The sequence below is a fragment of the Agrobacterium sp. ST15.13.013 genome, assembly GCF_027956525.1.
Classification (GTDB): domain Bacteria; phylum Pseudomonadota; class Alphaproteobacteria; order Rhizobiales; family Rhizobiaceae; genus Agrobacterium; species Agrobacterium salinitolerans.
The window spans coordinates 15,760-39,818 of record NZ_JAQKGP010000023.1 but is presented as its reverse complement, the minus strand read 5'-3'; the positions used below and the strand labels follow the sequence as shown (position 1 = coordinate 39,818).

The 24,059-nt window shown below is 59.5% G+C and carries 22 protein-coding genes; 10 read left to right on the top strand and 12 right to left on the bottom strand.

The annotated features are described in order from the left end of the window. The first annotated feature begins 34 nt into the window (after positions 1–34). On the top strand, positions 35–1,546 hold the full coding sequence (locus tag PL597_RS20480) for a serine hydrolase domain-containing protein (RefSeq protein ID WP_271366136.1): 1,512 nt from the start codon (positions 35–37) through the stop codon (positions 1,544–1,546). An 84-nt stretch (positions 1,547–1,630) separates the two neighbouring features. Continuing rightward, positions 1,631–2,527, top strand: coding sequence for a LysR family transcriptional regulator (locus PL597_RS20475; protein ID WP_191217808.1), 897 nt, complete (start codon positions 1,631–1,633; stop codon positions 2,525–2,527). Between the two features lie 7 nt (positions 2,528–2,534). Here the strand turns inward: PL597_RS20475 and PL597_RS20470 are convergent, their stop codons facing one another. From PL597_RS20470 to PL597_RS20430, 9 genes are all read right to left on the bottom strand, one after another. Beyond that, positions 2,535–3,401: a D-amino-acid transaminase gene (locus PL597_RS20470; protein WP_271366135.1), complete on the bottom strand. Its 867-nt coding sequence runs from the start codon at positions 3,399–3,401 to the stop codon at positions 2,535–2,537. A 19-nt stretch (positions 3,402–3,420) separates the two neighbouring features. Continuing rightward, positions 3,421–4,479 (bottom strand): P1 family peptidase, encoded by a 1,059-nt coding sequence (locus PL597_RS20465; protein WP_271366159.1) that lies wholly within the window; start codon positions 4,477–4,479, stop codon positions 3,421–3,423. Between the two features lie 144 nt (positions 4,480–4,623). Continuing rightward, a complete protein-coding gene (locus PL597_RS20460; protein ID WP_271366134.1) occupies positions 4,624–5,583 on the bottom strand; it encodes a sugar kinase in 960 nt (319 codons plus the stop codon). A 20-nt stretch (positions 5,584–5,603) separates the two neighbouring features. Further along, the gene (locus PL597_RS20455; RefSeq protein ID WP_142913593.1) at positions 5,604–6,662 is read right to left on the bottom strand and encodes an ABC transporter ATP-binding protein; all 1,059 of its coding nucleotides are present in this window, start codon (positions 6,660–6,662) and stop codon (positions 5,604–5,606) included. 27 nt (positions 6,663–6,689) lie between these two features. Continuing rightward, positions 6,690–7,511 carry a carbohydrate ABC transporter permease gene (locus PL597_RS20450; RefSeq protein ID WP_170985890.1) on the bottom strand — a complete coding sequence of 274 codons (822 nt, stop codon included), beginning with the start codon at positions 7,509–7,511 and terminating at the stop codon, positions 6,690–6,692. Between the two features lie 14 nt (positions 7,512–7,525). Beyond that, positions 7,526–8,464 carry a carbohydrate ABC transporter permease gene (locus tag PL597_RS20445; protein WP_173990117.1) on the bottom strand — a complete coding sequence of 313 codons (939 nt, stop codon included), beginning with the start codon at positions 8,462–8,464 and terminating at the stop codon, positions 7,526–7,528. Then, positions 8,464–9,792, bottom strand: a complete 1,329-nt coding sequence (locus PL597_RS20440) for an ABC transporter substrate-binding protein (protein WP_269824521.1) — start codon at positions 9,790–9,792, stop codon at positions 8,464–8,466. The genes PL597_RS20445 and PL597_RS20440 overlap by 1 nt, the downstream gene beginning before the upstream one ends. A 113-nt stretch (positions 9,793–9,905) precedes the next feature. Next, the gene (locus PL597_RS20435; protein ID WP_077981362.1) at positions 9,906–10,562 is read right to left on the bottom strand and encodes a GntR family transcriptional regulator; all 657 of its coding nucleotides are present in this window, start codon (positions 10,560–10,562) and stop codon (positions 9,906–9,908) included. Positions 10,563–10,583: 21 nt separating this feature from the next. Beyond that, positions 10,584–11,468 carry a dihydrodipicolinate synthase family protein gene (locus PL597_RS20430; protein ID WP_137410897.1) on the bottom strand — a complete coding sequence of 295 codons (885 nt, stop codon included), beginning with the start codon at positions 11,466–11,468 and terminating at the stop codon, positions 10,584–10,586. 307 nt (positions 11,469–11,775) lie between these two features. Between PL597_RS20430 and PL597_RS20425 the strand changes: the two genes are divergently transcribed. The 7 genes from PL597_RS20425 to rutF all read left to right on the top strand — a co-directional run bounded on the left by PL597_RS20425 (position 11,776) and on the right by rutF (position 17,026). Continuing rightward, a complete protein-coding gene (locus PL597_RS20425) occupies positions 11,776–12,387 on the top strand; it encodes a biliverdin-producing heme oxygenase (RefSeq protein ID WP_173990113.1) in 612 nt (203 codons plus the stop codon). Positions 12,388–12,792: 405 nt separating this feature from the next. Next, positions 12,793–13,884, top strand: coding sequence for a pyrimidine utilization protein A (rutA, locus tag PL597_RS20420; protein WP_077981365.1), 1,092 nt, complete (start codon positions 12,793–12,795; stop codon positions 13,882–13,884). Next, positions 13,881–14,621, top strand: coding sequence for a pyrimidine utilization protein B (gene rutB / locus PL597_RS20415; protein ID WP_003492071.1), 741 nt, complete (start codon positions 13,881–13,883; stop codon positions 14,619–14,621). Before rutA ends, rutB begins: the two co-directional genes overlap by 4 nt. Before the next feature lie 25 nt (positions 14,622–14,646). Next, positions 14,647–15,033, top strand: coding sequence for a pyrimidine utilization protein C (gene rutC / locus PL597_RS20410; protein WP_137410895.1), 387 nt, complete (start codon positions 14,647–14,649; stop codon positions 15,031–15,033). Between the two features lie 12 nt (positions 15,034–15,045). Further along, complete coding sequence (gene rutD, locus PL597_RS20405) at positions 15,046–15,837, top strand: pyrimidine utilization protein D (protein WP_173990111.1); 792 nt, start codon at positions 15,046–15,048, stop codon at positions 15,835–15,837. Positions 15,838–15,854: 17 nt separating this feature from the next. Next, positions 15,855–16,475 (top strand): malonic semialdehyde reductase, encoded by a 621-nt coding sequence (locus PL597_RS20400; protein ID WP_271366132.1) that lies wholly within the window; start codon positions 15,855–15,857, stop codon positions 16,473–16,475. A 26-nt stretch (positions 16,476–16,501) separates the two neighbouring features. Beyond that, complete coding sequence (rutF, locus tag PL597_RS20395) at positions 16,502–17,026, top strand: NADH-dependent FMN reductase RutF (protein ID WP_137410893.1); 525 nt, start codon at positions 16,502–16,504, stop codon at positions 17,024–17,026. 207 nt (positions 17,027–17,233) lie between these two features. Here the strand turns inward: rutF and PL597_RS20390 are convergent, their stop codons facing one another. The 3 genes from PL597_RS20390 to PL597_RS20380 form a co-directional block, all read right to left on the bottom strand. Next, on the bottom strand, positions 17,234–18,679 hold the full coding sequence (locus PL597_RS20390; RefSeq protein WP_269826851.1) for an NAD(P)(+) transhydrogenase (Re/Si-specific) subunit beta: 1,446 nt from the start codon (positions 18,677–18,679) through the stop codon (positions 17,234–17,236). Positions 18,680–18,699: 20 nt separating this feature from the next. Further along, on the bottom strand, positions 18,700–20,274 hold the full coding sequence (locus PL597_RS20385; protein WP_271366130.1) for a Re/Si-specific NAD(P)(+) transhydrogenase subunit alpha: 1,575 nt from the start codon (positions 20,272–20,274) through the stop codon (positions 18,700–18,702). Between the two features lie 188 nt (positions 20,275–20,462). After that, the gene (locus tag PL597_RS20380; protein ID WP_269824513.1) at positions 20,463–22,346 is read right to left on the bottom strand and encodes an MFS transporter; all 1,884 of its coding nucleotides are present in this window, start codon (positions 22,344–22,346) and stop codon (positions 20,463–20,465) included. A gap of 498 nt (positions 22,347–22,844) precedes the next feature. On the opposite strand from PL597_RS20380, the gene PL597_RS20375 reads away from it, so the two are divergent. After that, entirely contained in the window at positions 22,845–23,879 is a 1,035-nt protein-coding gene (locus PL597_RS20375) for an aspartate-semialdehyde dehydrogenase (protein ID WP_137410891.1), read from the top strand. Positions 23,880–24,059: the final 180 nt, after the last annotated feature.

Here is a 24,059-nt window from a genome sequence, read left to right as displayed (position 1 = left end):
GTCCATTCGACCCATAAACACACGAGACCAAACCATGCCACATCAATTCGATTGGAACGCCGCGTCAACCCTTTCAGAGACCTTCGTCTCGCAATGGGCGGGCAACGAGCCGGGCGGAGCGGTCATTGGTTTTGATCTCGATGGCATCCGTTTTGCCCATGCGGGCGGCGTCGAAAGTCTCTCGACCTTCGCACCCTTCACGCCGCAGAGCGTCGTGCGTTATGCCTCAGTCACCAAACACGCCTTCTGCGCCATGGTGCTCGCCCATTCCGATCTGATCGGGCTCAACGATCCGCTCGGCAAACATCTGCCGGAGCTGCAATCGCCGCTGCGCGACGTGACCGTCGGGCAGGCGCTGGATATGAGCGGCGGCCTGCCGGATACGCGCGAGTGCCTGTCGCTGCTTGGTCTTTCCGTCTATACCGAAACGAAAGCCGGGCCGCTCCTCGACTATGTTTCTCGACTGACGCGGCTGAATTTTTCGGCGGGCAGCGAGGTGTCCTATTCCAACACGGGTTATCGTCTGGTGGAAGCGGTGCTGGAGCGCCGGGGTTTCCGTTTCGATGATTTCGTGCAGACACAGATTTCCGGGCCGTTCGGCGTGTTTCTCAAGGCGCCGGATGTCTGGAACGATCCGGTCAATGGACTTGTCCCGGGTTACTGGAAGTCTGAAGAGAATTGGCAGCTCTCTGCCGCCGGCCTGCATATCTCTGCATCCGGCAGCCTTGCCGGCAGCGCCGAGGCGCTGACCCGCTGGCTGCAGGGACTGATGCGGGGTGAGGGCAGCTTTGCCGGTGTTCTGGGCAGGCTCTCCGCCGTGCGGCCACTCGCCGATGGGCGGATGAGCGAATATGGACTTGGCCTGCGCTGGTCGCATCTCGGTGACCGGCGTTTCGTTGGCCATGGCGGTTCGCATCCCGGCTACAAGACCTATTTTCTGCTCGACCCTGAAAACGGCACTGGCTTCGTCGTGGTGTCGAACCGCGAGGACACCAATGGCTTCAAGATCGCGCTGGAAAGTATGGCGGCCTTGACCGGCCTGCCTCTGCCGAAAGCCGCGGCCAGCCTGCCCGACGGTCTTTACGCTACGGAAAGCGGTCCTTGGTGGCTGGAGATCAAGGGCAGCACATCCACTTTCATCGATGGTGACGACACGCTTTACGAGGATGCCGACGGCTGGGTCTCGTCGCGTTCGGCATCCTCGCCCATGCGACTGAGGTTCGATGGCGAAGCGATCATTGGCGAGGCGGGCCATGCGGCCCGACGCTTCCTGCCTGTTGGCGAGCATGCCGTGCCGGATGATCTTTCGGGGTTGTGGCGCTCCGATGAGGGCGCCGAATTTTCGATCAGCGGTTCGTCGCTGACGATGGGCATCGGCCCGACGCGTCGCAGCATGCCTCTGAAGGCGCTCGGCAATGGTCGTTTCCTCTTCACGCTGATTGACGGGCCATGGACGAAGCGCGTCTGCCTCAATCGCCTGGGCGATGATCGGATCGAGCTGGTTTCCAGTCGGGCGCGGATGATCGAATATTCGAGGGGCCTTTAAAAGGGTTTCATTCACCTCCCATTGCTCCTAATAAAGACGCTTTCCGGATAAACGGATAAGATGTTTTTGTTGGGAGTGTGCGCCTTGGAAGTCAAATGGCTCGAGGATTTCCTGGCGCTGGCCGGAACGCTCAATTTCTCGAAGGCGGCGGATGAGCGGCATGTGACGCAATCCGCCTTCAGCCGGCGCATCAAGCAGCTGGAAGCCTGGGTGGGCGCGACGCTGGTCGACCGCGCATCCTATCCCTCACGATTGACGGAGGCAGGAGCGAAGTTCGTGCCAGTGGCGCAGGAGACGCTGAAACAGCTCTACCATGCGCGGCGCACCCTGTTGCAGGAAGATGGCGAGGATGCGAAGACCGTACGGCTGACCGCCCTCCATACTCTGTCCTTCACCTTTTTTCCTGGCTGGTTGAAACGGGTGAATGACACAGCTGGCCCCCTGTTTTCCGTGCTGCGGCCCGACTCCGGCAGCATGGAGGAAAACCTCAACTCGCTGGTGGACGGGCAGAGCGATTTCCTTCTGACCTATGCCCACCATGAAGTGCCGATGCTGCTTGATGCGCAGCTATTCGAATTTCGTGTGCTGGGTGCAGAGAATATAATTCCGGTCTCAGCCCCGACTAAGGATGGCACGCCGCTGCATGCGCTGGTCGAAAATGCGAAAAAACCCTTCGCCTATCTGGATTACGAGAAAGCCTCGTTCTTCGGGCCGCTGCTGCGCGATCTCTTAAGCGCAAGGTTGCCTCAATTCGAGCGTGTGCATGAGGGCAGCATGTCGGTGGGGCTGAAAGCCATGGCGATGGCCGGCTGGGGTGTCGCCTGGGTGCCGGAAAGCCTGATGCGGCAGGAGCTGGACAGCGGCGCGCTGGTGCGTGCCGCCGATGACAGTTTCGATATTGCCGTCGATATCCGGCTCTATCGTTCCAAAGAGAACCGCCGGCCCGTTGTCGAGCGTATATGGGCGGTTCTCGAAGGCTGATACCTGCTTAAATCGCCGTACGGCGGGCGTTTTCGAGGTAGAGGGCGCGCAGGCGGCTCACCATCGGGCCGGGCTTGCCGTTGCCTACCGGCTTGCCGTCGATCTTGGTGACCGAGACGACGAAGTTGGAGGCGCTGGTCAGGCATGCTTCGTCGGCATTCATCGCTTCTTCCAGCGTGAAGGGGCGTTCTTCCAGCGTAAACCCGGCCTCCTTGGCCAATTGCAGAGCGGCAAGGCGGGTGCAGCCGGGCAGGGTCTTGTTGCTGTTGCCGCGGGTGATGATCTTTTTATCGGCGGTGACGATATAAGCGGTCGAGGACGCGCCTTCGGTGACGAACCCGTCCTCGATCATCCACGCCTCATCACAGCCCTCGGCCTTGGCGATGCGCTTGGCCATGACCTGTGGGAGCAGGCAGACGGTCTTGATGTCACGACGTTCCCAGCGCTGGTCGGGAACCGATTTGACGGCGATACCGGCCTCCTCGACGGCGGTGCCAAGCAGCTTTTTTGCCTGGGTGAACATGACCAGCGTCGGCTTCAGATCGGCCGAGAACAGGAAGTTGCGGTCTTCGGCGCCACGCGTCAGCTGCAGATAGATCATGCCTTCGACGAGGTTGTTGTCGGCGATCAGGCGACGTTCGGCTTCAACGATCTCTTCCGTCGTGACCGGCAGGGCCACATCGATTTCACGGGCGCTGCGTTCCAGCCGGGTCATATGCAGGTCGCTGTCGATCAGCTTGCCTTCCAGAACCGACGTGACTTCGTAAATTCCGTCGCCGAACAGGAAACCGCGGTCGAAGATGGAAAGGCGGGCGTCCGCTTCGGGCAGAAATTCGCCGTTGACGTAAACGATGCGGCCGGATGGGCTGGTCATGAAAACTCCGTCTGGAAGATCAGGCTGAAACAAGGGTTTTAAGGGTGTCGATGGAAATGGCTTCAACCGTGGCGGCCTTGCCGGTGCCGGCATTGAAGCCCGATGTCGTTGTGGCTGCGCAGAGCGAATTGAGGATCGCCTCCTCCGTCGCCTCAATCGCAGCTTCGAAGAGCGGCGAAATCGCATCGTTGGAAAGTTCTGGATAGTCCGCGACGGTCTTGCGGCGCGCAGGCGTGCGACGCAGCCGCTCATCGGTGGAAAAGGCCAGCGAATAGTCACCGGAGCCGTTGCTGAGTGCGGCGCCCGTGCGGGCCAGTCCACCGAAGCTTCTGGCAGCGAGGCGCTTCAGATTGCGGGGGGAGAGCGGCGCATCGGTTGCGACCACGATAACGATGGAGCCGTCCTTGTCTTTATGCTCAGGGCTGACATAGGGCTTGCCGCAGACCAGCAGATGGCCACCATAATTGGACTGCACGAGAACGCCGAGTGTGTAAGTCTCCCCGGCGATGGGGACGATGCGGGATGCGGTGCCTATGCCGCCTTTCATGCCGAAGGCGACCGTGCCCGTTCCGGCGCCAACGCCACCCTCGGCCACCGGGCCTGTGGTAGCGTTTTTCAGCGCGGCCGAGATCTCCTCGACGGTCGGGCGGCTGGCGCGGATGTCATTCAGGCGGGAATCGTTGGTCTCTCCGACCACCGAGTTGATCGACACCACTTTTTCATTGCCCGGTTGCGACAGCGTATGGCGATTGATCGCCTCGATGGCACGGCCTGTCGCCAGCGTATTGGTCAAAATAACAGGTGTTTCGAGTTCGCCGAGTTCCTCGATCTGGGTCGAGCCGGCAAATTTGCCGAAGCCGTTGTAAACGGCGAAGGCGGCGGGCACCTTGTCCTGAAAAAGATTACCGCCATGCGGCAGGATCGCGGTTGCGCCGGTGCGGATCGTCTCGCCCTCGATGACGGTCGAATGGCCGATGGTCACGCCTTCGACATCGGTGATGGCGTTGAGCGGGCCGGTCTCGAAATGGCCGGGCCGGAAACCGATATCGCGCAGTCTCGGGCGGGTCGTCTGATGCATCGGGCGATCACTTTTGCGGAATGCGGGCTCAAGCTGGAACAGGCGCGGCTTCATGAAAAGCTTTGCTCTGACTTGACGTTAACCTAGTTCGCCGGGAAACGGCATCGCAAAAATGGAATAGTTTTATGCGGGCAATGGATGCGCTCAGGAGGCGCGCAACGCGGCTTCGCCTTCCCGCTCCAGCCATTGCCGCATCGCGTCTTCTGTCTCTTCGCGCGTCGGCGCGCCGATGCGGCCGCCGAAAACGGTGCATTTGAGCGCGGCGGCAACGGAGGAGAGGCGGATGGCGGCGCGGCTTTGCATGCCCTCGGCCATCGCCAGCGCAAAGGTGCCGTGGAAGATATCGCCCGCCGCCAGCGTATCCACTGCCTTGACCTGCATCGTCGTCTGGAAATGCACCGTCGGATCGCCGGCCTCCGTCCACCAGCAGCCCGCCGGACCGGCGGTGACGGCGATGAAGGTTTGCGGATAACGGGCATGCAGCACCGGCAGCATGTCTTTCACCGTTTCAAGCCCCGTCAGCCGGGCGGCGGCGGGTTCGGAAAAGACGATATGGGTTGCGGCGGGCGCAAGCTTTTCCAGCGTTTCCACCGGTGCAACGTCACCATCCAGAATGGCGGGTTTGCCGAGCATACGCGCCACATCAAGCACATCAAGCGCCAGCTCCGGCCAGCGCACATCAACGAGAACTGCATCAAAGGGGGCAATATCTTCCGGCGTGCAGGCGCGTTTTTTCTCGTGAAGGCGGTGATCGTAGAAAGGCACGATCAGCCTTTCACCACGATCATCGATGATGATCGTCGAGAGTGCCGAGCGCGCGCCGGAAGCAACGGTCATGCCGGCAACATCAATGCCGCTTTCGGAGAGATCGCGCAGGATACGGCTTCCGGTCTCGTCGTCGCCCACCGCCCCCCACAGGCTGGCGCGGCCGCCCATGCGATGCACGGCATAGGCAGCACTGGACGCCATGCCTTCGGCGATCTGCAACATTTCATAAGGCAGGACCTTGCCTTCGCCCTTCGGCATGTCTGCCACGCGAAACAGGGTGTCGAGCACGGCGGCACCCACGCAGAGCACATGCTTGCCGCCCGCTTCCTTTACCATTCTCTCCGCTCCTGCCGTGTTCAGATGCGCTTGCCGCTGTCCTTGTCGAACAGATGCACCGTTGCCGGGTCGATGGCAATGTGGATCGTATCGCCGAAGCGGACATTCAGGCGCTCGCGGAACAGGCAGGCGATATCGTCACCCTTGCAATCGAGCTTGGCGTAGATTTCCGAGCCGGTGCCTTCGACCAGTTCGACCCGGCCTTCGATGCCGGTCTCGGCCGCGCGGATATGCTCTGGTCGCACGCCGTAGACGAGATCGCGGCCGCCGAGCTTGCCGAGATCGGCATGGGCGGGCAGCGGCAGGCTGAGGCCCTTTGCGGTGCGGAAGACGCCTTCCTCCACCCGGCCGCGAATGAAATTCATGGCGGGCGAGCCGATGAAACCGGCAACGAAGAGGTTGGCGGGATTGTCGTAAAGCTCCAGCGGTGCGCCGATCTGTTCGATGACGCCATCATGCAGCACCACGATCTTGTCGGCCATGGTCATGGCTTCCACCTGGTCGTGGGTGACGTAGATGGTTGTCGTGCCGATGCGCTGGTGCATGGCCTTGATCTCGCCGCGCATCTGCACACGCAGCTTGGCGTCGAGGTTGGAAAGCGGCTCGTCAAACAGGAAGACCTGCGGATCGCGCACCAATGCGCGGCCCATGGCGACACGCTGGCGCTGACCGCCGGAAAGCTGGCGCGGATAGCGGTCGAGCAGTTTTTCCAGGCCCAGAATGGCGGCGGCCCTGTCGACCTTGGCCCTGGTTTCGTCCGCGCTCACCTTCTTCAGCTTCAGCGCAAAGCCCATATTATCCTTCACCGTCATATGCGGATAAAGCGCGTAGTTCTGGAAGACCATGGCGATATCGCGGTCGCGGGCGGGCAGGTGGCTCACCTCGCGCGGGCCGATATGGATCTCGCCGTCGCTCAGCTCTTCCAGGCCTGCGATCATGCGCAGCAGGGTGGATTTGCCGCAGCCGGAGGGGCCGACGAGCACGACGAACTCGCCATCCTTGATGTCGATATCGATGCCATGGATGACGTTGACAGAGCCGAAGCGCTTCTGGACGTTTTGAATATTGACCGGTGCCATGTTTTTGGTTCCCGTTATAATTTGAATTCAGCCGCCCTTGACGGCGCCGGCGGTGAGACCCGCCACGATCTGTTTCTGTGCGAACATGGTCAGCAGCAGCACCGGCAGCGTCACGATCAGCGCGGCTGCGGCCAGCGGTCCCCAGCTCACCTGTTCGAAGGACAGCATGTTGTAGACCGCGACCGGCAGGGTGCGCGTTTCGCGGCTGGCCAGCACGATGCCGAAGACGAAGTTGTTCCACGAGAAGATGACCGCGAGGATAAAGGAAACGACGATGCCGGGCTTGGCAATCGGCAGCGCCACCAGCCGGAACACCTGCCAGGAGGATGCGCCATCGATGCTTGCCGCCTCTTCCAGTTCCTTCGGGGTCGTCTCGAAGTAACCGATCATGATCCAGACGACGATCGGTACCGTCACCACAAGATGGATGATGATCTGCGGCCAGAGCGTGCCCAAGAGGTTCAGCCATTGGAACAGCAGGAACAGCGGAATGAGGAAAGAAAGGCCGGGCGTCATGCGGGCGATCATGATGACGACGGCCGATTTTTCAGCCTTCAGTCGGGCAATGCCGTAGCCGGCCGGCACGCCGATCACCAACGCCAGAATGGTGGCGGCGCCGGTGACAAGGACCGAATTCCAGAAATAGAGGAAGAAATTATTCTCCTCGAACACCTTCACATAGTTCGACCAGGCAAAGCGTTCGGGAATGAGGATCGGCGGATAGGCGCCGTTGTCGATTTCATATTTCAGCGACAGCGAGATCATCCAGATGAAGAACAGGATGACGGGAGAGATCATCACCAGCGCCACGAAAAACAGGCCGATACGGTCCAGGTTTTTACGTTTCAGGATTTTTGCAGACATCAGCGATCCTCCATCTCGTTCCATTGCGAGCGCTGGCGCACCATCAGAAGCACGAAGGACAGCGCCACGATGATGATGAAGAAGACGACGGCCATGGCCGAGCCGTAACCGATGTCGTAATAGGCAAAGGCCGTGTTGTAGAGATAGATGTTGATGGTTTCCGATGCCGTGCCGGGTCCGCCTTGAGTCATCGCATAGATGATGTCGAAGCTTTTGACGGCGTCGATGGAGCGGATGATGACGGCGATCATCAGGAACGGCGCAATCATCGGCATGGTCAGGTAACGGAACTTCTGCCAGGCGTTGGCGCCGTCGATTTCAGCACTTTCATAGGGTTCGCGCGGCACGGCGGCGAGACCGCCGAGCACGATCAGCATGACGAGCGGTGTCCATTGCCAGGTTTCCACCAGCACCAGCGAGGGGATGACGGTGGACTGGTTGTAGATCCATTCCAGCGGCCCAATGCCGATGAAGGACAGGAGATAATTCAGGACGCCGAGCTGCGGGTGGAACATCATGGTCCAGACCAGCGCGATGGCGACCGGGGTCGCCATCATTGGCATGACGAAGACGCCGCGCAGAAAACCGCGCAGCGGAAACTGTGCATCGAAAACCAGCGCCGCCAATGTTCCGAGGATAAGCGGAGCGACGACCGACAGCACGGTATAGATGAGCGTATGCCAGAGCGATTCCCAGAACCTGATATCGCTTGCAAGCCTGATATAGTTCTCGAAACCGATAAAGCTCTGCTCCTGTCCGAGCGTCCAGCGATGCGCGCTCATCCAGAGGGTGAAGACCCACGGAAAAACGATCACCGCCGAAATGACGACAAGTGCCGGTATGACGAAGGGCCAGTAATTGGGAGCAAGCCTTGCGGGCCTGCTCCCTTCTTTCCGGCTCGCGCCTGTCTTGGTGTTTTCGATGCTCACGGAGGCCATTATCCCTCGCTACGCGCCAGAACGGGTGCGAACTGTTCCGTTGCCTTTTTCAGCTCAGTTGCCGGGTCCGCGCCGCCGATCATGTTGGTGAGGCCGACGCCGTAGATGTCGCGGAATTCCGTCACCGGAATGATGACGGGGAGCGCCAGCTGCGAGACCTTTCCGGAACCGACGACGGCGTCCAACCAGGTGGCCGGCATCTTGACGCCTTCGCGGACCTTCTGATCTTCGAGAATGGACTGGCGGAACGGAACGCCCGCACCGGCCTGCAAGAGACGCGCGCCCATTTCGTGCGAAATCGCCCATTGGCAGAAGAGATAGGCGGCTTCCTTCTTGCTGCTGGCTTCGACGACGCCGAGACCATCGCCAAAGGTGCCGGCGGCCTGTGCTGCCGGACCCTTCGGCATGACGCCGTAACCGACCTTGCCGACAACGCGGGATTTTTCCGGGTTTTCGATCGGCGGCGCAAAACCGACGCCATCGAACCACATGCCGATCTTGCCCTGAAGGAAGGCCGACTGCGCTTCCGCCCAGTTGAAGCCGGAGACGCCGGGAGGGGCGGCTTTGGTCATCAGACGCTGATAGAGCTTTGCAGCTTCAACCGCTTCCTTGGATTCGGTATTGATCTTGCCGTCCACGATTGGTTTTGCGCCGTAACCCAGCATCAGCGAGGTCCAGACAGGTGTATTGGCGTTCTTGAGGCCGCGCGCCACGAAACCATAGGTGTTGGTTGCGGGGTCGGTGATCTCTTCCGCCGCCGTTACCAGTTCCTCGAAGGTCTCCGGGTATTTAAGGCCCTTGGCTTCGAAGAGCTCCTTGTTCCAGTAGACGATCCAGTAATCCACCGAGAAGGGGAGCGAGCGCAGCACGCCGTCGCTATCCTTCGCAAACAGCATGCCGGCCTCGGCAAAGTCCTTTTCGGTGAGCGACGGATCGGTGAGCGACGGGTCCTTCAGGAAGCCGCTGATATCGGCCAGCCACTTGCCTTTTTCGAACTGGCGCTTCTGAACGTGGTAGCTCAGATGCACAACGTCGAAGCTGGGCTTTCCAGAGGAAAGCTCGATCACCACCTTCTGGCGCTGTTGCTGTTCCGGCGTTGCTTCGGCATTGACCTTGATGCCGGTCAGTTCTTCGAATTCGCCGAGATATTTGATCAGCGTTTCGCTGCGCGGGCTTTTGACGAGGTTGACTTCCAGCGTGGTGCCTGCGTGTTTTTTCCAGTTCACCGCCGCCGATGCCGGGCGAATGCCGAGCATCGCGCTGCCGCCAATCGCGGCCGTGCCTGCCAGAAAGGCGCGACGCGTGGGGTTGAGCAATGAATGCCTCATGTCAGTTCTCCTCCAGTTAGCCGGAAATTCTCCTCACCTCCGGCTTGTTGCTTATTTTCATGCAATTCCGGCGCAGGACCGTTCTGCTGCCCCGCCGGAATTGCCCTATAGCCCTATACTGCCAGCGCCCTGTCCCTTGCGTTGCGGATATGGGCGGTCAGGCGCTCCACGGCGTCTTCGACGGATCGCTTCTCAATGGCTTCGAGAATGGCGAGGTGTTCTTTCATCACCGATTTCACGTGGCCTGCGATGCGAAAGCGCTCCTGATTGATGAGGCGCATCTTGATGGAATTGACCCTGTAGGCGTTCGAGATGATCGAGTTGCCGAGACTATCGATGAAGGCATCGTGCATTCCCCAGTCCACCTGCTGGGCGTGCTGATCGAGCTCCGGCGATTCCCCACCGTTTTCCGTCGCCTCGGCGATATCGCGGTGCTGTTTCAGCAGTCTGGCGATGGTCTCGTCCGAGGCCGAACGGGTAAAGAGCGCCACGGCCTCCTTCTCGAGAAAGATACGGAACTGGAACGCCTCGCGAATGAGGTTGATGTCGATATGGGCGACCTGCAATCCCCGCTGCGGCACGGTCTTGATCAGACCTTCCGCCTCCAGCCGCGGAATTGCCTCCCGGATCGCGCCGAGCGGCAGACCCGTCAATTCCACGAGGCGGCGCTGCGAGATGAATTGCCCCGGGCGAACGTCGCGCGAGAGAAGGTGGTGCGTAAAGCTCTCATACGCCCGTTCCCGCAATGTCTGTTCGCCGGTATCGTCCATGCTCAACCTTTCAAGGTCTGTTCAGGCGGCCTGCCTGCGAAACAGCGCGTCGAAAGCGCCCTCGATCTGCCGCCGATCCTCAGGTGAAATCGCGACGAGCGGTGCACGCACATCCGACCAGATAGTTTCCCCTGTCGTGTGTGATACCAGCACCTTGACGGCAGGCGTAACCGGGAATTTCAGAAGTTCCACAACAAGATCGACAATGCGGGGATCATCCTTGCCGTCAACGGCCATGGCGCGGACTTCCTGCGTCAGGAAATTGGCAACGCCGGATATGGCGCCCTGACCGCCGAGGCGGACGCCTCTTGCGAGATCACGCTCATCGCCGATCAGAATGGCGAGATCGCCGTGTTCTTTCAGCAGGCGCTCGGTATGGCTCCAGTTGCCGGAGGAATCCTTGACGCCGGTAACGATGCCGGGGAACACCGCTTTCAGCCGTCCGACCAGCTCGACAGACAGTGTCACCATCGTCACGGAGGGGATATTGTAGACAAGAATGTCGCGTGCATCCTTGCCGATCTTCGAAAAGACCGCCGAGAACCAGGCAAACAGGCCGTCATCGCTGACATTCTTGAAATAGGAAGGCGGGGCGAGCAGAATATTGCGGGCGCCGGCTTTCAGGGCTTCCGCCGACTGGTCTGCCGCATCTTCGATGGAATCCACCAGAACCCCGGTGACGATACGCGACGGTGCAATGCCTGCTGCAATGAAGCTGGAGAGGATCGTCTGCCGTTCGCGGCTGCCGACAGAGCAGCCTTCACCCGTCGTGCCGAAGAGTGTCACGCTGTCGCAGCCATTGGACAGGCAACGGCGGGCATGGGCGATCATGGCATCGATATCGACCGTTCCGTCCGTTTTGAAAGGGGTTGTCAGGGCTGCCGAAAGGCCGAATTTCTGGGTCAATTAAGATGCTCCTCCAAGGTGACCGCGAATTGATGGCATACTGACATGTTAGTTGTAAAGCAGTAATTGCAAGAGGATTGCTCGGAGCGTGAGTGTTAAGGACTTTACTGGGGAAATGAGTTCTGGGGTGGGCTTGCCAGCACCGATGAGGATTGATTGGATTGGTCCGGATGGGCATGGGTTTATCGCGGTGCGAGACGCACAAGCATCATGGGCAGGGAGACGGAAAAATGCGAAAATAAAATTTGACTGTCGGAGTAAAGATTTTTATCAGGCAGTCTGAATATAGGGATAAGGGACCATCATCATGACTATTGTGGAGTCGGCAGCGCCTGTAGCGGAGACCGAGCAGAGCCGCGTCAAGCGTCTGAAGGCAGCGACGCGCGGCGCGCATGGCGATCTCGATAGCTTCATCATGGCATCGAAGCCGTTCGAGAGCCGCGAGAACTTCGGCAAATTCGTCGAAACGCAATATCTTTTCCATCGCGATCTCGATGCCTTTTTCTCCAATGCCACGCTTGATGGCCTGCTGCCCGACCTCAAGGGCCGCCGTCGTCTCTCCATGATCGAGCAGGATCTTTCCGATCTCGGTCTTGCCATTCCCGAAACGGCCGCGCCGCGTTTTTCCGCCGAGACGCCCTTCGATCTGCCGGAGGCCATGGGCTGGCTTTATGTGGTCGAAGGATCCAATCTCGGTGCGGCCTTCCTGCTGAAGGACGCGGCAAAGCTTGGGCTTGGCGAAGAATTCGGAGCCCGCCATCTCGCTGGCGCTCCCGAAGGTCGTGGCCTGCACTGGCGCACCTTCACCGCGGCGCTTGATGAAATTTCGCTGACGGTGGAAGAGGAAGAGCGCGTTGTCGCAGGTGCCGAGGCGGCATTCCGGGCGGTGCATGCCTATGCGCAGCAGCGGATGGGTTGAGGTTTTGGCATAGCTTCCAGAGAGCTATCCGCGGGTTGATCGTAGTTCCTGAAACGGTACTTCGTCGTCCTCGGGCTTGTCCCGAGGATCTGCAATCGATTGATTTTACGCAACATGGTTAGATCTTCGGGACAAGCCCGAGGATGACGAAGAATGTGAGGCGAGCCTTGCGGCACTTTCAGGCCTACTGCGAGAGCCGCTCACCTTTGACGTATCGCTCTCAATATTTGCCGAATAAACAGGCAAATATTTTTACCAAATGATAAAAATTTTGCCTTTCGGTCGAGGCTAGATGCGTCCCAAAATTTTATCCATTTGATAAAATTATTGTATTTGGTCTGGCACAGAACCTGCTACTCTTTTCTCAAGTCAGGAGACACCTGACGCAAAAAAGGGAACAGCAAAATGGAAATCGGTGTTTTTATCCCGATCGGGAACAATGGTTGGCTGCTTTCAGAAAACGCGCCGCAATACAAGCCGAGCTTTGATCTCAACAAGGCGATCACGCTGAAGGCGGAGCAATATGGTTTCGACTTTGCGCTGTCGATGATCAAGCTGCGCGGTTTTGGCGGCAAGACCGAATTCTGGGATTATAATCTGGAATCCTTCACGCTGATGGCGGGCCTCGCCGCCGTTACCTCCAAGATCAAGCTGTTCGGCACCGCCGCCACGCTGGTCATGCCGCCGGCCATTGTTGCGCGTATGGCGACGACGATCGATTCCATTTCCGGCGGCCGTTTCGGCATCAACCTGATTACCGGCTGGCAGCGTCCCGAATATAGCCAGATGGGACTGTGGCCGGGTGACGATTATTTTGGTGATCGTTACGAATATCTCGGCGAATATACCTCCGTGCTGAAAGAGCTGCTGACGGAGGGCCAGTCGGACTTCAAGGGCAAGTTCTTCCAAATGGACGATTGCCGTATGAAGCCGGTGCCGCAGGGGGATGTGAAGCTGATCTGCGCCGGCTCCTCCAATTCCGGGATGGCGTTTTCGGCCAAGTTCGCCGATTACAGCTTCTGCTTCGGTGTTGGCGTCAATACGCCCAAGGCTTTTGCGCCCACCAATGAGCGACTTCTGGCGGCAACGGAAAAAAGCGGCCGCGAGGTTAAATCCGTCGTGCTGACCATGATCCTTGCCGAGGAAAAATCCGAGGATGCCTGGGCGAAGTGGGAGCATTACAAGGCGGGTGCGGATGAGGATGCGATCAAGTGGCTCGGCTTGCAGAGCGCCGTCGATACCAAATCCGGCTCCGACACCAATGTCCGGCACATGTCCAATCCCGTCTCGGCGGTCAACATCAACATGGGAACGCTGATCGGTTCCTATGAGGAAGTGGCGGCCATGTTGGACGAGATGAGCGAGGTGCCGGGGACTGGCGGCGTGATGCTGACTTTCGACGACTTCCTCGAGGGCGTCGAAAAATTCGGCAAATATGTGCAGCCGCTGATGAAGAGCCGCCGGCATGTGCTGGCCGAACTGGAGGCAGCGGAATGAGTGAAGCCGTCGTGGCGGGTTACAAGGGGCCGGAAAGCCGTTCGGAAAGCGTCACACTTCCCGCAAGGCCGGAGCCGATTACCCTCAAACCCAGCGAGACCGCCGTTGTCGTGGTCGATATGCAGAACGCCTATTCGACCGAGGGCGGTTATGTCGATCTGGCCGGGTTCGACATATCAGGCGCCAAGGGCACCATCGCCAACATCAAGAAGACGCTGGATGCGGCGCGTGCGGCGGGTGTTCAGGTCATTTATTTCCAGAATGGCTGGGACAAGGACTATGTCGAGGCGGGCGGGCCGGGTTCGCCCAACTGGCACAAGTCCAATGCGCTGAAGACCATGCGCAAAAGGCCCGAATTGCAAGGCCAGCTGCTGGCCAAGGGTACTTGGGATTATGCCATTGTTGACGAGTTGCAGCCGCAGCCCGGCGATATTCTGGTGCCGAAGACGCGTTACAGCGGTTTCTTCAACACCAATATGGATAGCGTGCTGCGTGCCCGTGGTATCCGCAATCTGGTCTTCGTTGGCATCGCCACCAATGTCTGTGTCGAAAGCTCGCTGCGCGATGCCTTCCATCTCGAATATTTCGGGGTGATGCTGGAGGATGCCACGCATCATCTGGGACCGGACTATATCCAGCAGGCGACGGTCTACAATGTCGAGAAATTTTTCGGCTGGGTCGCCACCGTCAATGATTTCTGCGGCGTCATCTCGCAGGCCGCACCCGTCAGCGCTTGATATCCAACCACAAGAGGAGAACGAAATGCCGAAGAAGATCGTCGTGCCTGCCGGCACCAGCAAACCCATCGCGCCCTTTTCGCCGGGAACGCTTGCCGATGGCGTGGTTTATGTGTCCGGCACGCTGCCCTTCGACAAGGACAATAATGTCGTGCATGTGGGCGATGCGAGCGCCCAGACCCGCCACGTTCTCGAAACCATCAAGTCGGTCATCGAAACCGCGGGCGGCACGATGGAAGACGTGACGATGAACCACATCTTCATCACCGACTGGGCCAATTATCAGGCCATCAACACGGTCTATGCCGAATATTTCCCCGGCGACAAGCCGGCGCGTTATTGCATCCAGTGCGGCCTCGTGAAGCCAGATGCGCTGGTGGAAATCGCCACCGTCGCCCATATCGGCAAATAGGCGAGACGGCAGATGATGCACTTCGAGGTTCATGGCCGCACAGATGCCGAGGCACCTACCATCCTTTTGTCTTCGGGGCTGGGCGGATCGGGTGCCTATTGGGCGCCGCAGATCGAAGCCCTTTCCCGTCATTTCCGCGTGGTCACCTATGACCACCGCGGAACCGGAAGGACGGGCGGCGAGGTGCCGGAGGAGGGCGGCATATCTGCCATGGCGGATGATGTGCTGGAGATTGCCTCGGCCCTGAACCTCGAAAAATTCCATTTCATGGGCCATGCGCTCGGCGGCCTGATCGGCCTCGATATCGCGCTGCGGCGGCCCGGCCTTATCGACCGGCTGGTGCTTATCAATGCGTGGAGCAAGGCCGATCCGCATTCGGGACGCTGCTTTGACGTGCGGATCGAGCTTCTGGAGAAATCCGGTGTCGAGGCCTTCGTCAAAGCCCAGCCGCTGTTTCTTTATCCGGCCGCCTGGATGTCGGAGCATCAGGAACGGCTGGCGCGGGATGATGCCCATGGCGTCGCGCATTTTCAGGGCAAGGTAAATGTGCTTCGTCGTATAGCGGCGCTACGGGCTTTCGACGTCGACGCCCGGCTTGGCGAGATCGGCAGTCCGGTGCTGGTGGTGGCAACGAAGGACGATCTTCTGGTGCCCTATACGCGCTCGCTGCGGCTGGCAGAAGGCCTGCGGCATAGCGAACTTGGGCTACTCGATTTCGGCGCCCATGCGGTGAATATCACCGAGCCCGACCTTTTCAACGAGCGGCTATTGCAGTTCCTGCTGCCAGCCGACCAGACACTATGACAGGATTTTAGAGCAAGATGACGAAAGCACTTGATGACAATGTACTGGACAACGGGGCACTTGACGACGCTGCACTGGCAACGCTTTTCACCGAAGCACGCACCCACAATGGCTGGACGGACAAGCCAATTGGCGACGAGACGCTGAAGGCGCTTTACGATCTGACGAAGATGGGGCCGACCTCGGCCAATTGCTCGCCAGCGCGTTTCGTTTTCGTGCGCAGCCCGGAGGGCAAGGAAAAGCTGAAGCCCGCGCTGTCTTCCGGCAATCTCGAAAAGACCATGGCGGCACCCGTGACGGTCATCGCCGCCATTGACGGGGAATTCTACGAGAAACTGCCAGAACTGTTTCCGCATGCCGATGCGCGTTCGTGGTTCACCTCCAGCCCTGATGTGGCCGAAGAAACGGCTTTTCGCAACGCCACGCTTCAGGCCGGATATCTGATCCTTGCCGCCCGCGCGCTGGGGCTGGATACCGGCGCCATGTCCGGCTTCGACAAGGCCAAGGTGGATGCGGCATTTTTCGCGGGCACGACGTGGAAATCCAATTTCCTGATCAATCTCGGTTATGGCGATCCGTCGAAGCTGTTCGGCCGCCTGCCGCGTCTTGGCTTTGAAGACGCGTGTCTCCTGGCTTGATGGCCTGTTAAGGAAGGATGGGTTAGATGCAGATGATGTCTCTTGAAAAGGAAGCGGAAATGGAGACGAAGACTGCTGAGCAGCGCAGCCTCGATTATAGAAACGCCATGGCGCGGCTCGGTGCGGCGGTCAATATCGTGACGACGGATGGCGCGGCAGGCCGTGCCGGTTTTGCCGCAACGGCGGTTTGCAGCGTTTCCGACAATCCGCCGACGCTTCTCGTCTGCCTCAACCGCAATGCCTCAGCCTACAAGGTGGTGAAGGCTAATGGCGTTATCTGCATCAATACGCTTGCCGCCCATCACGAGGTTCTGAGCACGCTTTTCGGCGGCAAGACACCTGCTGATGAACGTTTTGCTGCCGGCAGCTGGGGCGTGCTCGAAACCGGCGCGCCTGTTCTGGAGGACGCGCTCGTCTCTTTCGACTGCCGCATCCGCGAGGCGCATGACGGCGGCACGCATGACATTCTGATCTGCACTGTCGTCGATATGAAGATCAATGCGGGTGATGAAGCGCTGATGTATTTCAACCGGCGTTACCGGGTACTTTGAACGCAGTCTCTGCGGCCGGATGATACCCCTTAATTCACGATCAGCTATTTGCACGCCGTCATCCTCGGGCTTGTCCCGAGGATCTGCAACCGATTGATTTTATTCGACGTGGATAGATCCTCGGGACAAGCCCGAGGATGACGGCGGAAGTTTCTTTTCACGTCAGCAAAAAGGGCGTTCCCGGATTCCCGGAAACGCCCTTTTCATTTACTTGATCAGCGGCAGAAGATCGTTGATCGACTTCTTCGCGTCACCATAGAACATGCGGGTATTGTCCTTGTAGAACAGCGGGTTCTCGATACCGGAATAACCGGTGCCCTGGCCGCGCTTGGAGACGATGACGAGTTTCGACTTCCACACTTCCAGAACCGGCATGCCGGCGATGGGTGAATTCGGGTCGTCCTGTGCCGCCGGGTTGACGATGTCGTTGGAGCCGATGACGATGACGACGTCGGTGCTCGGGAAATCGTCGTTGATCTCGTCCATTTCCAGCACGATGTCGTAGGGCACCTTGGCTTCGGCGAGCAGCACGTTCATGTGGCCCGGAAGACGGCCTGCCACCGGATGGATGGCGAAACGCACGGTCTTGCCGTCGGCGCGCAGCTTGCGGGTCAGTTCGGACACCGCCGATTGCGCTTGCGCCACCGCCATGCCGTAACCGGGCACGATGATGACACTGTCGGCGTCGTTGAGTGCTGCGGCCACGCCCTCGGCGTCGATCGCCACCTGCTCGCCCTCGATTTCCATCGCCGGACCCGTCGTGCCGCCGAAGCCGCCGAGGATGACCGAGATGAAGGAGCGGTTCATCGCCTTGCACATGATGTAGGAGAGGATCGCACCCGATGAGCCGACCAGCGCACCGGTGACGATCAAGAGATCGTTGCCGAGCGTGAAGCCGATGGCGGCGGCCGCCCAGCCGGAATAGCTGTTCAGCATCGAGACGACGACCGGCATGTCGGCGCCGCCGATGCCCATGATCAGGTGATAACCGATGAAGAAGGCGGCAAGCGTCATCAGGACGAGGGTCCATGCGCCGGCGCCGTTGCAATACATGATGAGCAGCACAAGTGACAGGATCGCAGCACCGGCGTTCAGAAGATGCCCGCCGGGCAGCTTCTTCGCCTTGCCGTCCACCTTGCCGGCAAGCTTGCCGAAGGCGACGACCGAACCGGTGAAGGTGACCGCGCCGATGAAGACGCCGAGGAAAACTTCGACCTTCATGATCGCCAGTTCCACCGGCGTCTTGTGGGCAAGAATGGCGGAAAAGCCGGTCAGCAGCGAACGTGCGGTCTCATCGAGCGAGGCGACGTGCGCTTCCTCGATATGGGCGTTGAAGCCGATGAAGACGGCGGCAAGGCCGACGAAGGAGTGAAGGGCCGCCACAAGCTGCGGCATTTCAGTCATCTGCACCCGGCTTGCGACGAAATAGCCGAGAACCGAGCCGCCGGCCAGCATCAAGAGCACGACGAGCCACTGCCCGACGCCCTTGCTGATTTCGGGGCCGAAGACGGTGGCGATGATGGCGAGGCCCATGCCAACGATGCCGTACCAGACGGCGCGCTTAGCGCTTTCCTGTCCGGAAAGACCGCCGAGCGAGAGGATGAAAAGAACGGCTGCGGCAACATAGGCCGCGGAAACGATACCAATGGTCATTTATTTAAATCCCCGCACGCTCAGGACTTCTGGAACATGGCGAGCATGCGCCGTGTCACGAGGAAACCGCCGACGATGTTGATCGTCGCGATCAGGACGGAAAGCGAGGCAAGGATCACCACCAGCCAGTTGCCGGAACCGATCTGCAGCAGTGCGCCGATGATGACGATGCCGGAAATCGCGTTTGTCACCGCCATCAGCGGGGTGTGCAGCGAGTGGCTGACATTCCAGATGACCTGGAAACCGATGAAGCAGGCGAGCACGAAGACGATGAAGTGGCTCATGAAACTTGCCGGTGCAAAAAGACCGACGAGAAGCAGAAGCGCGGTGCCGACGACCAGCAACCCGACCTGGCTTTTGGTCTGCGCCTTGAACTCGGCCCGTTCTTTCGCGTGTTTTTCCTCAGGCGTCAGCTCTTTGGCGCGTTCCTTCGGCTTCTGCGCGGCAATGGCCTGGATTTTCGGCGGCGGCGGCGGGAAAGTGATCTCGCCCTGATAGGTGACGGTCGCGCCGCGGATGACATCGTCTTCCATATTGTGAACCGGCTTGCCGTCTTTTGCGGGCGTCAGATCGGTCATCATGTGGCGGATGTTGGTGGAATAGAGCGTCGAGGCCTGCGCCGCCATGCGGCTCGGAAAATCAGTGTAGCCGATGACGATGACGCCATTGTCGGAAACCACACGCTGGTCGGGGACCGTGAGGTCGCAATTGCCGCCGCGTTCTGCGGCGAGGTCGATGATGACCGAACCCGGCTTCATTGCCGCCACCATGTCGGCGAGCCACAGTTTCGGGGCATCACGGCCGGGGATCAGCGCCGTGGTAATGACGATATCGATCTGCGGCGCGAGTTCGCGGAACTTTTCGAGCTGCTTCTCGCGGAATTCCGGCGAGGAGGGGGCGGCATAACCGCCGGTGGCGGCGCCGTCCTGCTGCTGATCGGCGAAATCGAGATAGACGAACTCAGCGCCCATGGATTCGATCTGTTCGGCCACCTCAGGGCGAACGTCGAATGCATAGGTGATGGCGCCAAGCGATGTGGCCGTACCGATGGCGGCAAGACCGGCGACGCCTGCGCCGATGACCAGCACCTTGGCGGGCGGCACCTTGCCGGCGGCGGTGACCTGGCCGGTGAAGAAACGGCCAAAATTATTGCCGGCCTCGATCACGGCGCGATAACCGGCGATATTGGCCATGGAAGACAGGGCGTCCATTTTCTGGGCGCGGGAAATGCGCGGCACCATGTCCATGGCGATGACGTTTGCGCCCTTTTCCTTGGCCTGCTCCAAAAGGTCCTTGTTCTGGGCGGGGTAGAAAAACGAGATCAGCGTCTTGTCGGAAGACAGCCGATCAATCTCTGACGTTTCCGGCGGGCGAACCTTGGCGATGATGTCGGAACCGGTGTAGAGCGCCTCAGCGCTTTCGACCACCGTCACGCCTGCCGCGCGATAGGCGTCGTCGGAAAAACCGGCCGCCTTGCCAGCGCCAGCCTCGATCACGCAATCATATCCGAGTTTTTGCAAAGCCAGCGCGCTGTCCGGCGTCATGGCGACACGCGCTTCGCCTTCATAGAGTTCCTTAGGTGTCCCGATTCTCAAAACTGCTCTCCCATTCCCGTCCTGATAAGCCGTCATAGACCATTTCGAGTATTTTTGTCTTGTTCTTGCTGTTTTTCTACCTGCGGCGGATTGACATCAGGGAAAAGGCCATTTGGGGCGGTCGCGGTACGGCGGCAATAAAAAACCCGGCGCCGAGGCGCCGGGTGACTGTTTCGGGTGCTTTTCGCTCAATCCATGGCGTGGATATCGCGATCCTTGGTTTCCGGCAGGAACAGCAGGCCGACGACCAGCGTGATGCCTGCAAAGATGATCGGGTACCAGAGACCATAATAGATATCGCCCTTCGCCGCGCTCATCGCAAAGGCGGTGGCCGGAAGAAGGCCGCCGAACCAGCCGTTGCCGATGTGATAGGGCAGCGACATGCCGGAGTAGCGGATGCGGGTCGGGAACAGTTCGACCAGCAGGGCCGCAATCGGGCCGTAGACCATCGTCACGTAGATGACGAGGACGGTCAGCACTGCGATAATGACGACCCAATTCACGGCGGCCGGGTCGGCTACCATCGAGAACGCGCCGCCGCCGGCAATGGTGTAGACGGCCATTTCCGCCGCACCGCCGGTCTCGGCAGGCGTCAGCAGCTTGTCAGCCACCAGCTTGTCGGTCGCCACCATCTTCTTGTCGGTGGCGCGGACCGCATCGGCATTGAGGCCGAGTTCTGGGTTTGCGGCGATGAAGGCGTCCAGTTTCGCATCCGGCACCTGTGCTGCACCGCGTACCAGCGGATAACCGCTGTCATGCATTGCGATATTGACTTGCTTCTGGAAGGCCTTGTCCTTCGCGGAAGCATCCGCGCCAGCCGCAATCGCATCGTAGCTGGCGATGGTGGCGTTGCCGATCTTCACGCTTGCCGGTTCGCCGGCGGCCCCCGCAACCACGTCATAGGGCACGGAATTGCGCGTCAGGAACGAGGTGGCGATATCGCAGGATGTGGTGAATTTCGCAGTGCCCGTCGGGTTGAACTGGAACTTGCAGTCGCCCGGCGCCGCAGTCACGGTGGCGCGTACGGTGGACTGAGCCTCGGCGAGCGCCGGGTTGCCCGCCCAGGTGAGCGCCTTGAACAGCGGGAAGTAGGTCAGCATGGCGAGGATGAGGCCGGCCATGATGATTGGTTTGCGGCCAACCTTGTCGGAAAGCCAGCCGAAGATCACGAAGAAGCTGGTGCCGAGGACGAGTGCGACGGCAACCATGATATTGGCCGACTGGCCGTCCACCTTCAGAATGCTCTGCAGGAAGAACAGGGCGTAAAACTGGCCCGTATACCAGACGACGGCCTGACCGATGACGGCGCCGATAAGTGCGATGATCGCGATCTTGGCGTTCTTCCATTGGCCGAAGGCTTCGCTCAGCGGCGCCTTGGAGGTCTTGCCCTCTTCCTTCATCTTCTTGAAAGCGGGCGATTCATTCATTTTCAGACGAATCCAGACTGAGACACCAAGCAGCAGAACGGAAACGAGGAAGGGAATGCGCCAGCCCCAGGCGGCGAAGGCTTCCTTGCCGAGCGCGAACTGCACGCCGAGAATGACCACCAGCGACAGGAACAGGCCGAGCGTCGCCGTGGTCTGGATCCACGAGGTGTAATAGCCCCTGCGGCCGTTCGGCGCGTGTTCGGCGACGTACGTTGCCGCACCGCCATATTCACCGCCGAGCGCCAGACCCTGAAGCATGCGCAGCGCGATCAGAATGATCGGAGCGGCGATGCCGATCTGCGATGCGCCGGGCAGGACGCCAACGAGGAAGGTCGAAACGCCCATGATGAGGATTGTGATGAGAAAGGTATATTTGCGCCCGACGATATCACCGAGGCGGCCAAAGACCAGCGCGCCGAAAGGCCGCACGAGGAAGCCGGCGGCAAAGGCCAGCAGCGCGAAGATGTTGCGCGTCGTTTCCGGATATTGGCTGAAGAAGTTCGCGCCGATATAGATCGCGAGCGAGCCGTAGAGATAAAAATCATACCATTCGAAGACTGTTCCGAGAGAAGAGGCGAAAATCACCTTCTTCTCTTCGCCCGTCATTGGACGGGCGGCGCCGCTCACGGCTGCAACATTTGCCATTGTCTGTCCTCCACAGATGTCCCAATCGACGCATTGCGGAGCCCAGCTCTCTCCTCTGGACTCAACCTTTCGGCTGCAATGCGCGGACCATGAGAGTGACAGAAAATTAACCCCAGTAAGAGCGATGCTTTCGGATTATGACTTTAGTCTAATATAGAGCGTCCCGAAAATGTCGCGGGGCTGATTACAGCTTGTTTGCGCAAGCGCCTTTTTTCTTGACACAACCGAGAAACCTTCTAATAGCTTCTCGCGAAGAAGGAGCATCACCTTGCGCATGCATGTTGCAGACATGTTCGTCATGGAAGGACCGGCACAATTGGCCGGCGATGATCCGCGCCTTTCTCATTCTACCCGAATTACGGCCAAAACGACGATTAAAACCGTCTAACGTCTCTGGCCACCGCTCTCTCCCCGGTTTGGCTGGGGAACGAGGAAGCCGCGATCTGATGCGGGTTCCCACCTCACCAAAAAGAGGAGAGACAGAAAGAGAGCTTGATCATGGGTTTCAAAGTTGCAATTGCAGGCGCCACCGGCAACGTCGGTCGCGAAATGCTCAATATCCTGGCCGAACGCGGTTTCCCCGCCGATGAAGTCGTGCCGCTCGCTTCCGCCCGTTCGCAGGGCACGGAAGTCTCTTATGGCGACCGCACGCTGAAGGTCTCGAACCTCGAGAACTACGATTTTTCCGACACGGATATCTGCCTGATGTCAGCTGGCGGCGATGTGTCCAAGAAGTGGTCGCCGAAGATCGGCCAGCAGGGCTGCGTCGTCATCGACAACTCGTCCGCATGGCGCTACGATCAGGACGTTCCGCTGATCGTTCCGGAAGTGAACGCCGATGCGGTTGCGGGCTTCACCAAGAAGAACATCATCGCCAACCCGAATTGCTCCACGGCACAGCTCGTCGTTGCGCTGAAGCCGCTGCATGACTTCGCCAAGATCAAGCGCGTCGTCGTCTCCACCTACCAGTCCGTTTCCGGCGCCGGCAAGGAAGGCATGGACGAACTGTTCCAGCAGACCCGCGCTGTCTTCGTGGCAGATCCGGTGGAAGCCAAGAAGTTCACCAAGCGCATCGCCTTTAACGTCATTCCGCATATCGACGTCTTCATGGAAGACGGCTACACCAAGGAAGAATGGAAGGTTCTGGCCGAAACCAAGAAGATGCTCGATCCGAAGATTAAGGTAACCTGCACGGCCGTGCGTGTTCCGGTCTTCATCGGCCATTCGGAATCGGTCAATATCGAGTTCGAAAACGAGATCACTGCCGATCAGGCGCGGGACATCCTGCGCGAAGCGCCGGGTTGCCTCGTCATCGACAAGCACGAAAACGGCGGCTACATCACCCCGGTTGAATCCGCCGGTGAGGACGCGACCTATATCTCGCGCATCCGCGAAGATGCGACGGTCGAAAACGGCCTCAACCTGTGGGTCGTTTCCGACAATCTGCGCAAGGGTGCGGCTCTCAACGCTGTGCAGATCGCCGAACTCCTGATCAATCGTGGTCTCATCAAGCCCCGCAAGGCGGCAGCCTGATACGATTTTTTAAGGTTCGTTAAGTATAACCCGTCTGTTCTGTGTGGGGCAGGCGGGTTTCATAATTGGCGACGATCACGGCCAGTTTATTTGCAGGCCTTGCTGCCGAAAGGCAATTTAGGCCGCCAAAAGACGGTTTTGGCACCTGAATCATACAGTATTGACGGTTTGGTTCTCGGG

What these genes read in the sequence shown, in the direction of transcription:
- PL597_RS20480 (WP_271366136.1), top strand. Translation starts at nt 35, where the DNA reads ATGCCACATCAATTCGATTGGAACGCCGCGTCAACCCTTTCAGAGACC.
- PL597_RS20470 (WP_271366135.1), bottom strand. Translation starts at nt 3,401, where the DNA reads ATGACCAGCCCATCCGGCCGCATCGTTTACGTCAACGGCGAATTTCTG.
- PL597_RS20465 (WP_271366159.1), bottom strand. Translation starts at nt 4,479, where the DNA reads ATGCATCAGACGACCCGCCCGAGACTGCGCGATATCGGTTTCCGGCCC.
- PL597_RS20460 (WP_271366134.1), bottom strand. Translation starts at nt 5,583, where the DNA reads ATGGTAAAGGAAGCGGGCGGCAAGCATGTGCTCTGCGTGGGTGCCGCC.
- PL597_RS20455 (WP_142913593.1), bottom strand. Translation starts at nt 6,662, where the DNA reads ATGGCACCGGTCAATATTCAAAACGTCCAGAAGCGCTTCGGCTCTGTC.
- PL597_RS20445 (WP_173990117.1), bottom strand. Translation starts at nt 8,464, where the DNA reads ATGGCCTCCGTGAGCATCGAAAACACCAAGACAGGCGCGAGCCGGAAA.
- PL597_RS20440 (WP_269824521.1), bottom strand. Translation starts at nt 9,792, where the DNA reads ATGAGGCATTCATTGCTCAACCCCACGCGTCGCGCCTTTCTGGCAGGC.
- PL597_RS20435 (WP_077981362.1), bottom strand. Translation starts at nt 10,562, where the DNA reads ATGGACGATACCGGCGAACAGACATTGCGGGAACGGGCGTATGAGAGC.
- PL597_RS20425 (WP_173990113.1), top strand. Translation starts at nt 11,776, where the DNA reads ATGACTATTGTGGAGTCGGCAGCGCCTGTAGCGGAGACCGAGCAGAGC.
- rutA (WP_077981365.1), top strand. Translation starts at nt 12,793, where the DNA reads ATGGAAATCGGTGTTTTTATCCCGATCGGGAACAATGGTTGGCTGCTT.
- rutB (WP_003492071.1), top strand. Translation starts at nt 13,881, where the DNA reads ATGAGTGAAGCCGTCGTGGCGGGTTACAAGGGGCCGGAAAGCCGTTCG.
- rutC (WP_137410895.1), top strand. Translation starts at nt 14,647, where the DNA reads ATGCCGAAGAAGATCGTCGTGCCTGCCGGCACCAGCAAACCCATCGCG.
- rutD (WP_173990111.1), top strand. Translation starts at nt 15,046, where the DNA reads ATGATGCACTTCGAGGTTCATGGCCGCACAGATGCCGAGGCACCTACC.
- PL597_RS20400 (WP_271366132.1), top strand. Translation starts at nt 15,855, where the DNA reads ATGACGAAAGCACTTGATGACAATGTACTGGACAACGGGGCACTTGAC.
- rutF (WP_137410893.1), top strand. Translation starts at nt 16,502, where the DNA reads ATGCAGATGATGTCTCTTGAAAAGGAAGCGGAAATGGAGACGAAGACT.
- PL597_RS20390 (WP_269826851.1), bottom strand. Translation starts at nt 18,679, where the DNA reads ATGACCATTGGTATCGTTTCCGCGGCCTATGTTGCCGCAGCCGTTCTT.
- PL597_RS20380 (WP_269824513.1), bottom strand. Translation starts at nt 22,346, where the DNA reads ATGGCAAATGTTGCAGCCGTGAGCGGCGCCGCCCGTCCAATGACGGGC.
- PL597_RS20375 (WP_137410891.1), top strand. Translation starts at nt 22,845, where the DNA reads ATGGGTTTCAAAGTTGCAATTGCAGGCGCCACCGGCAACGTCGGTCGC.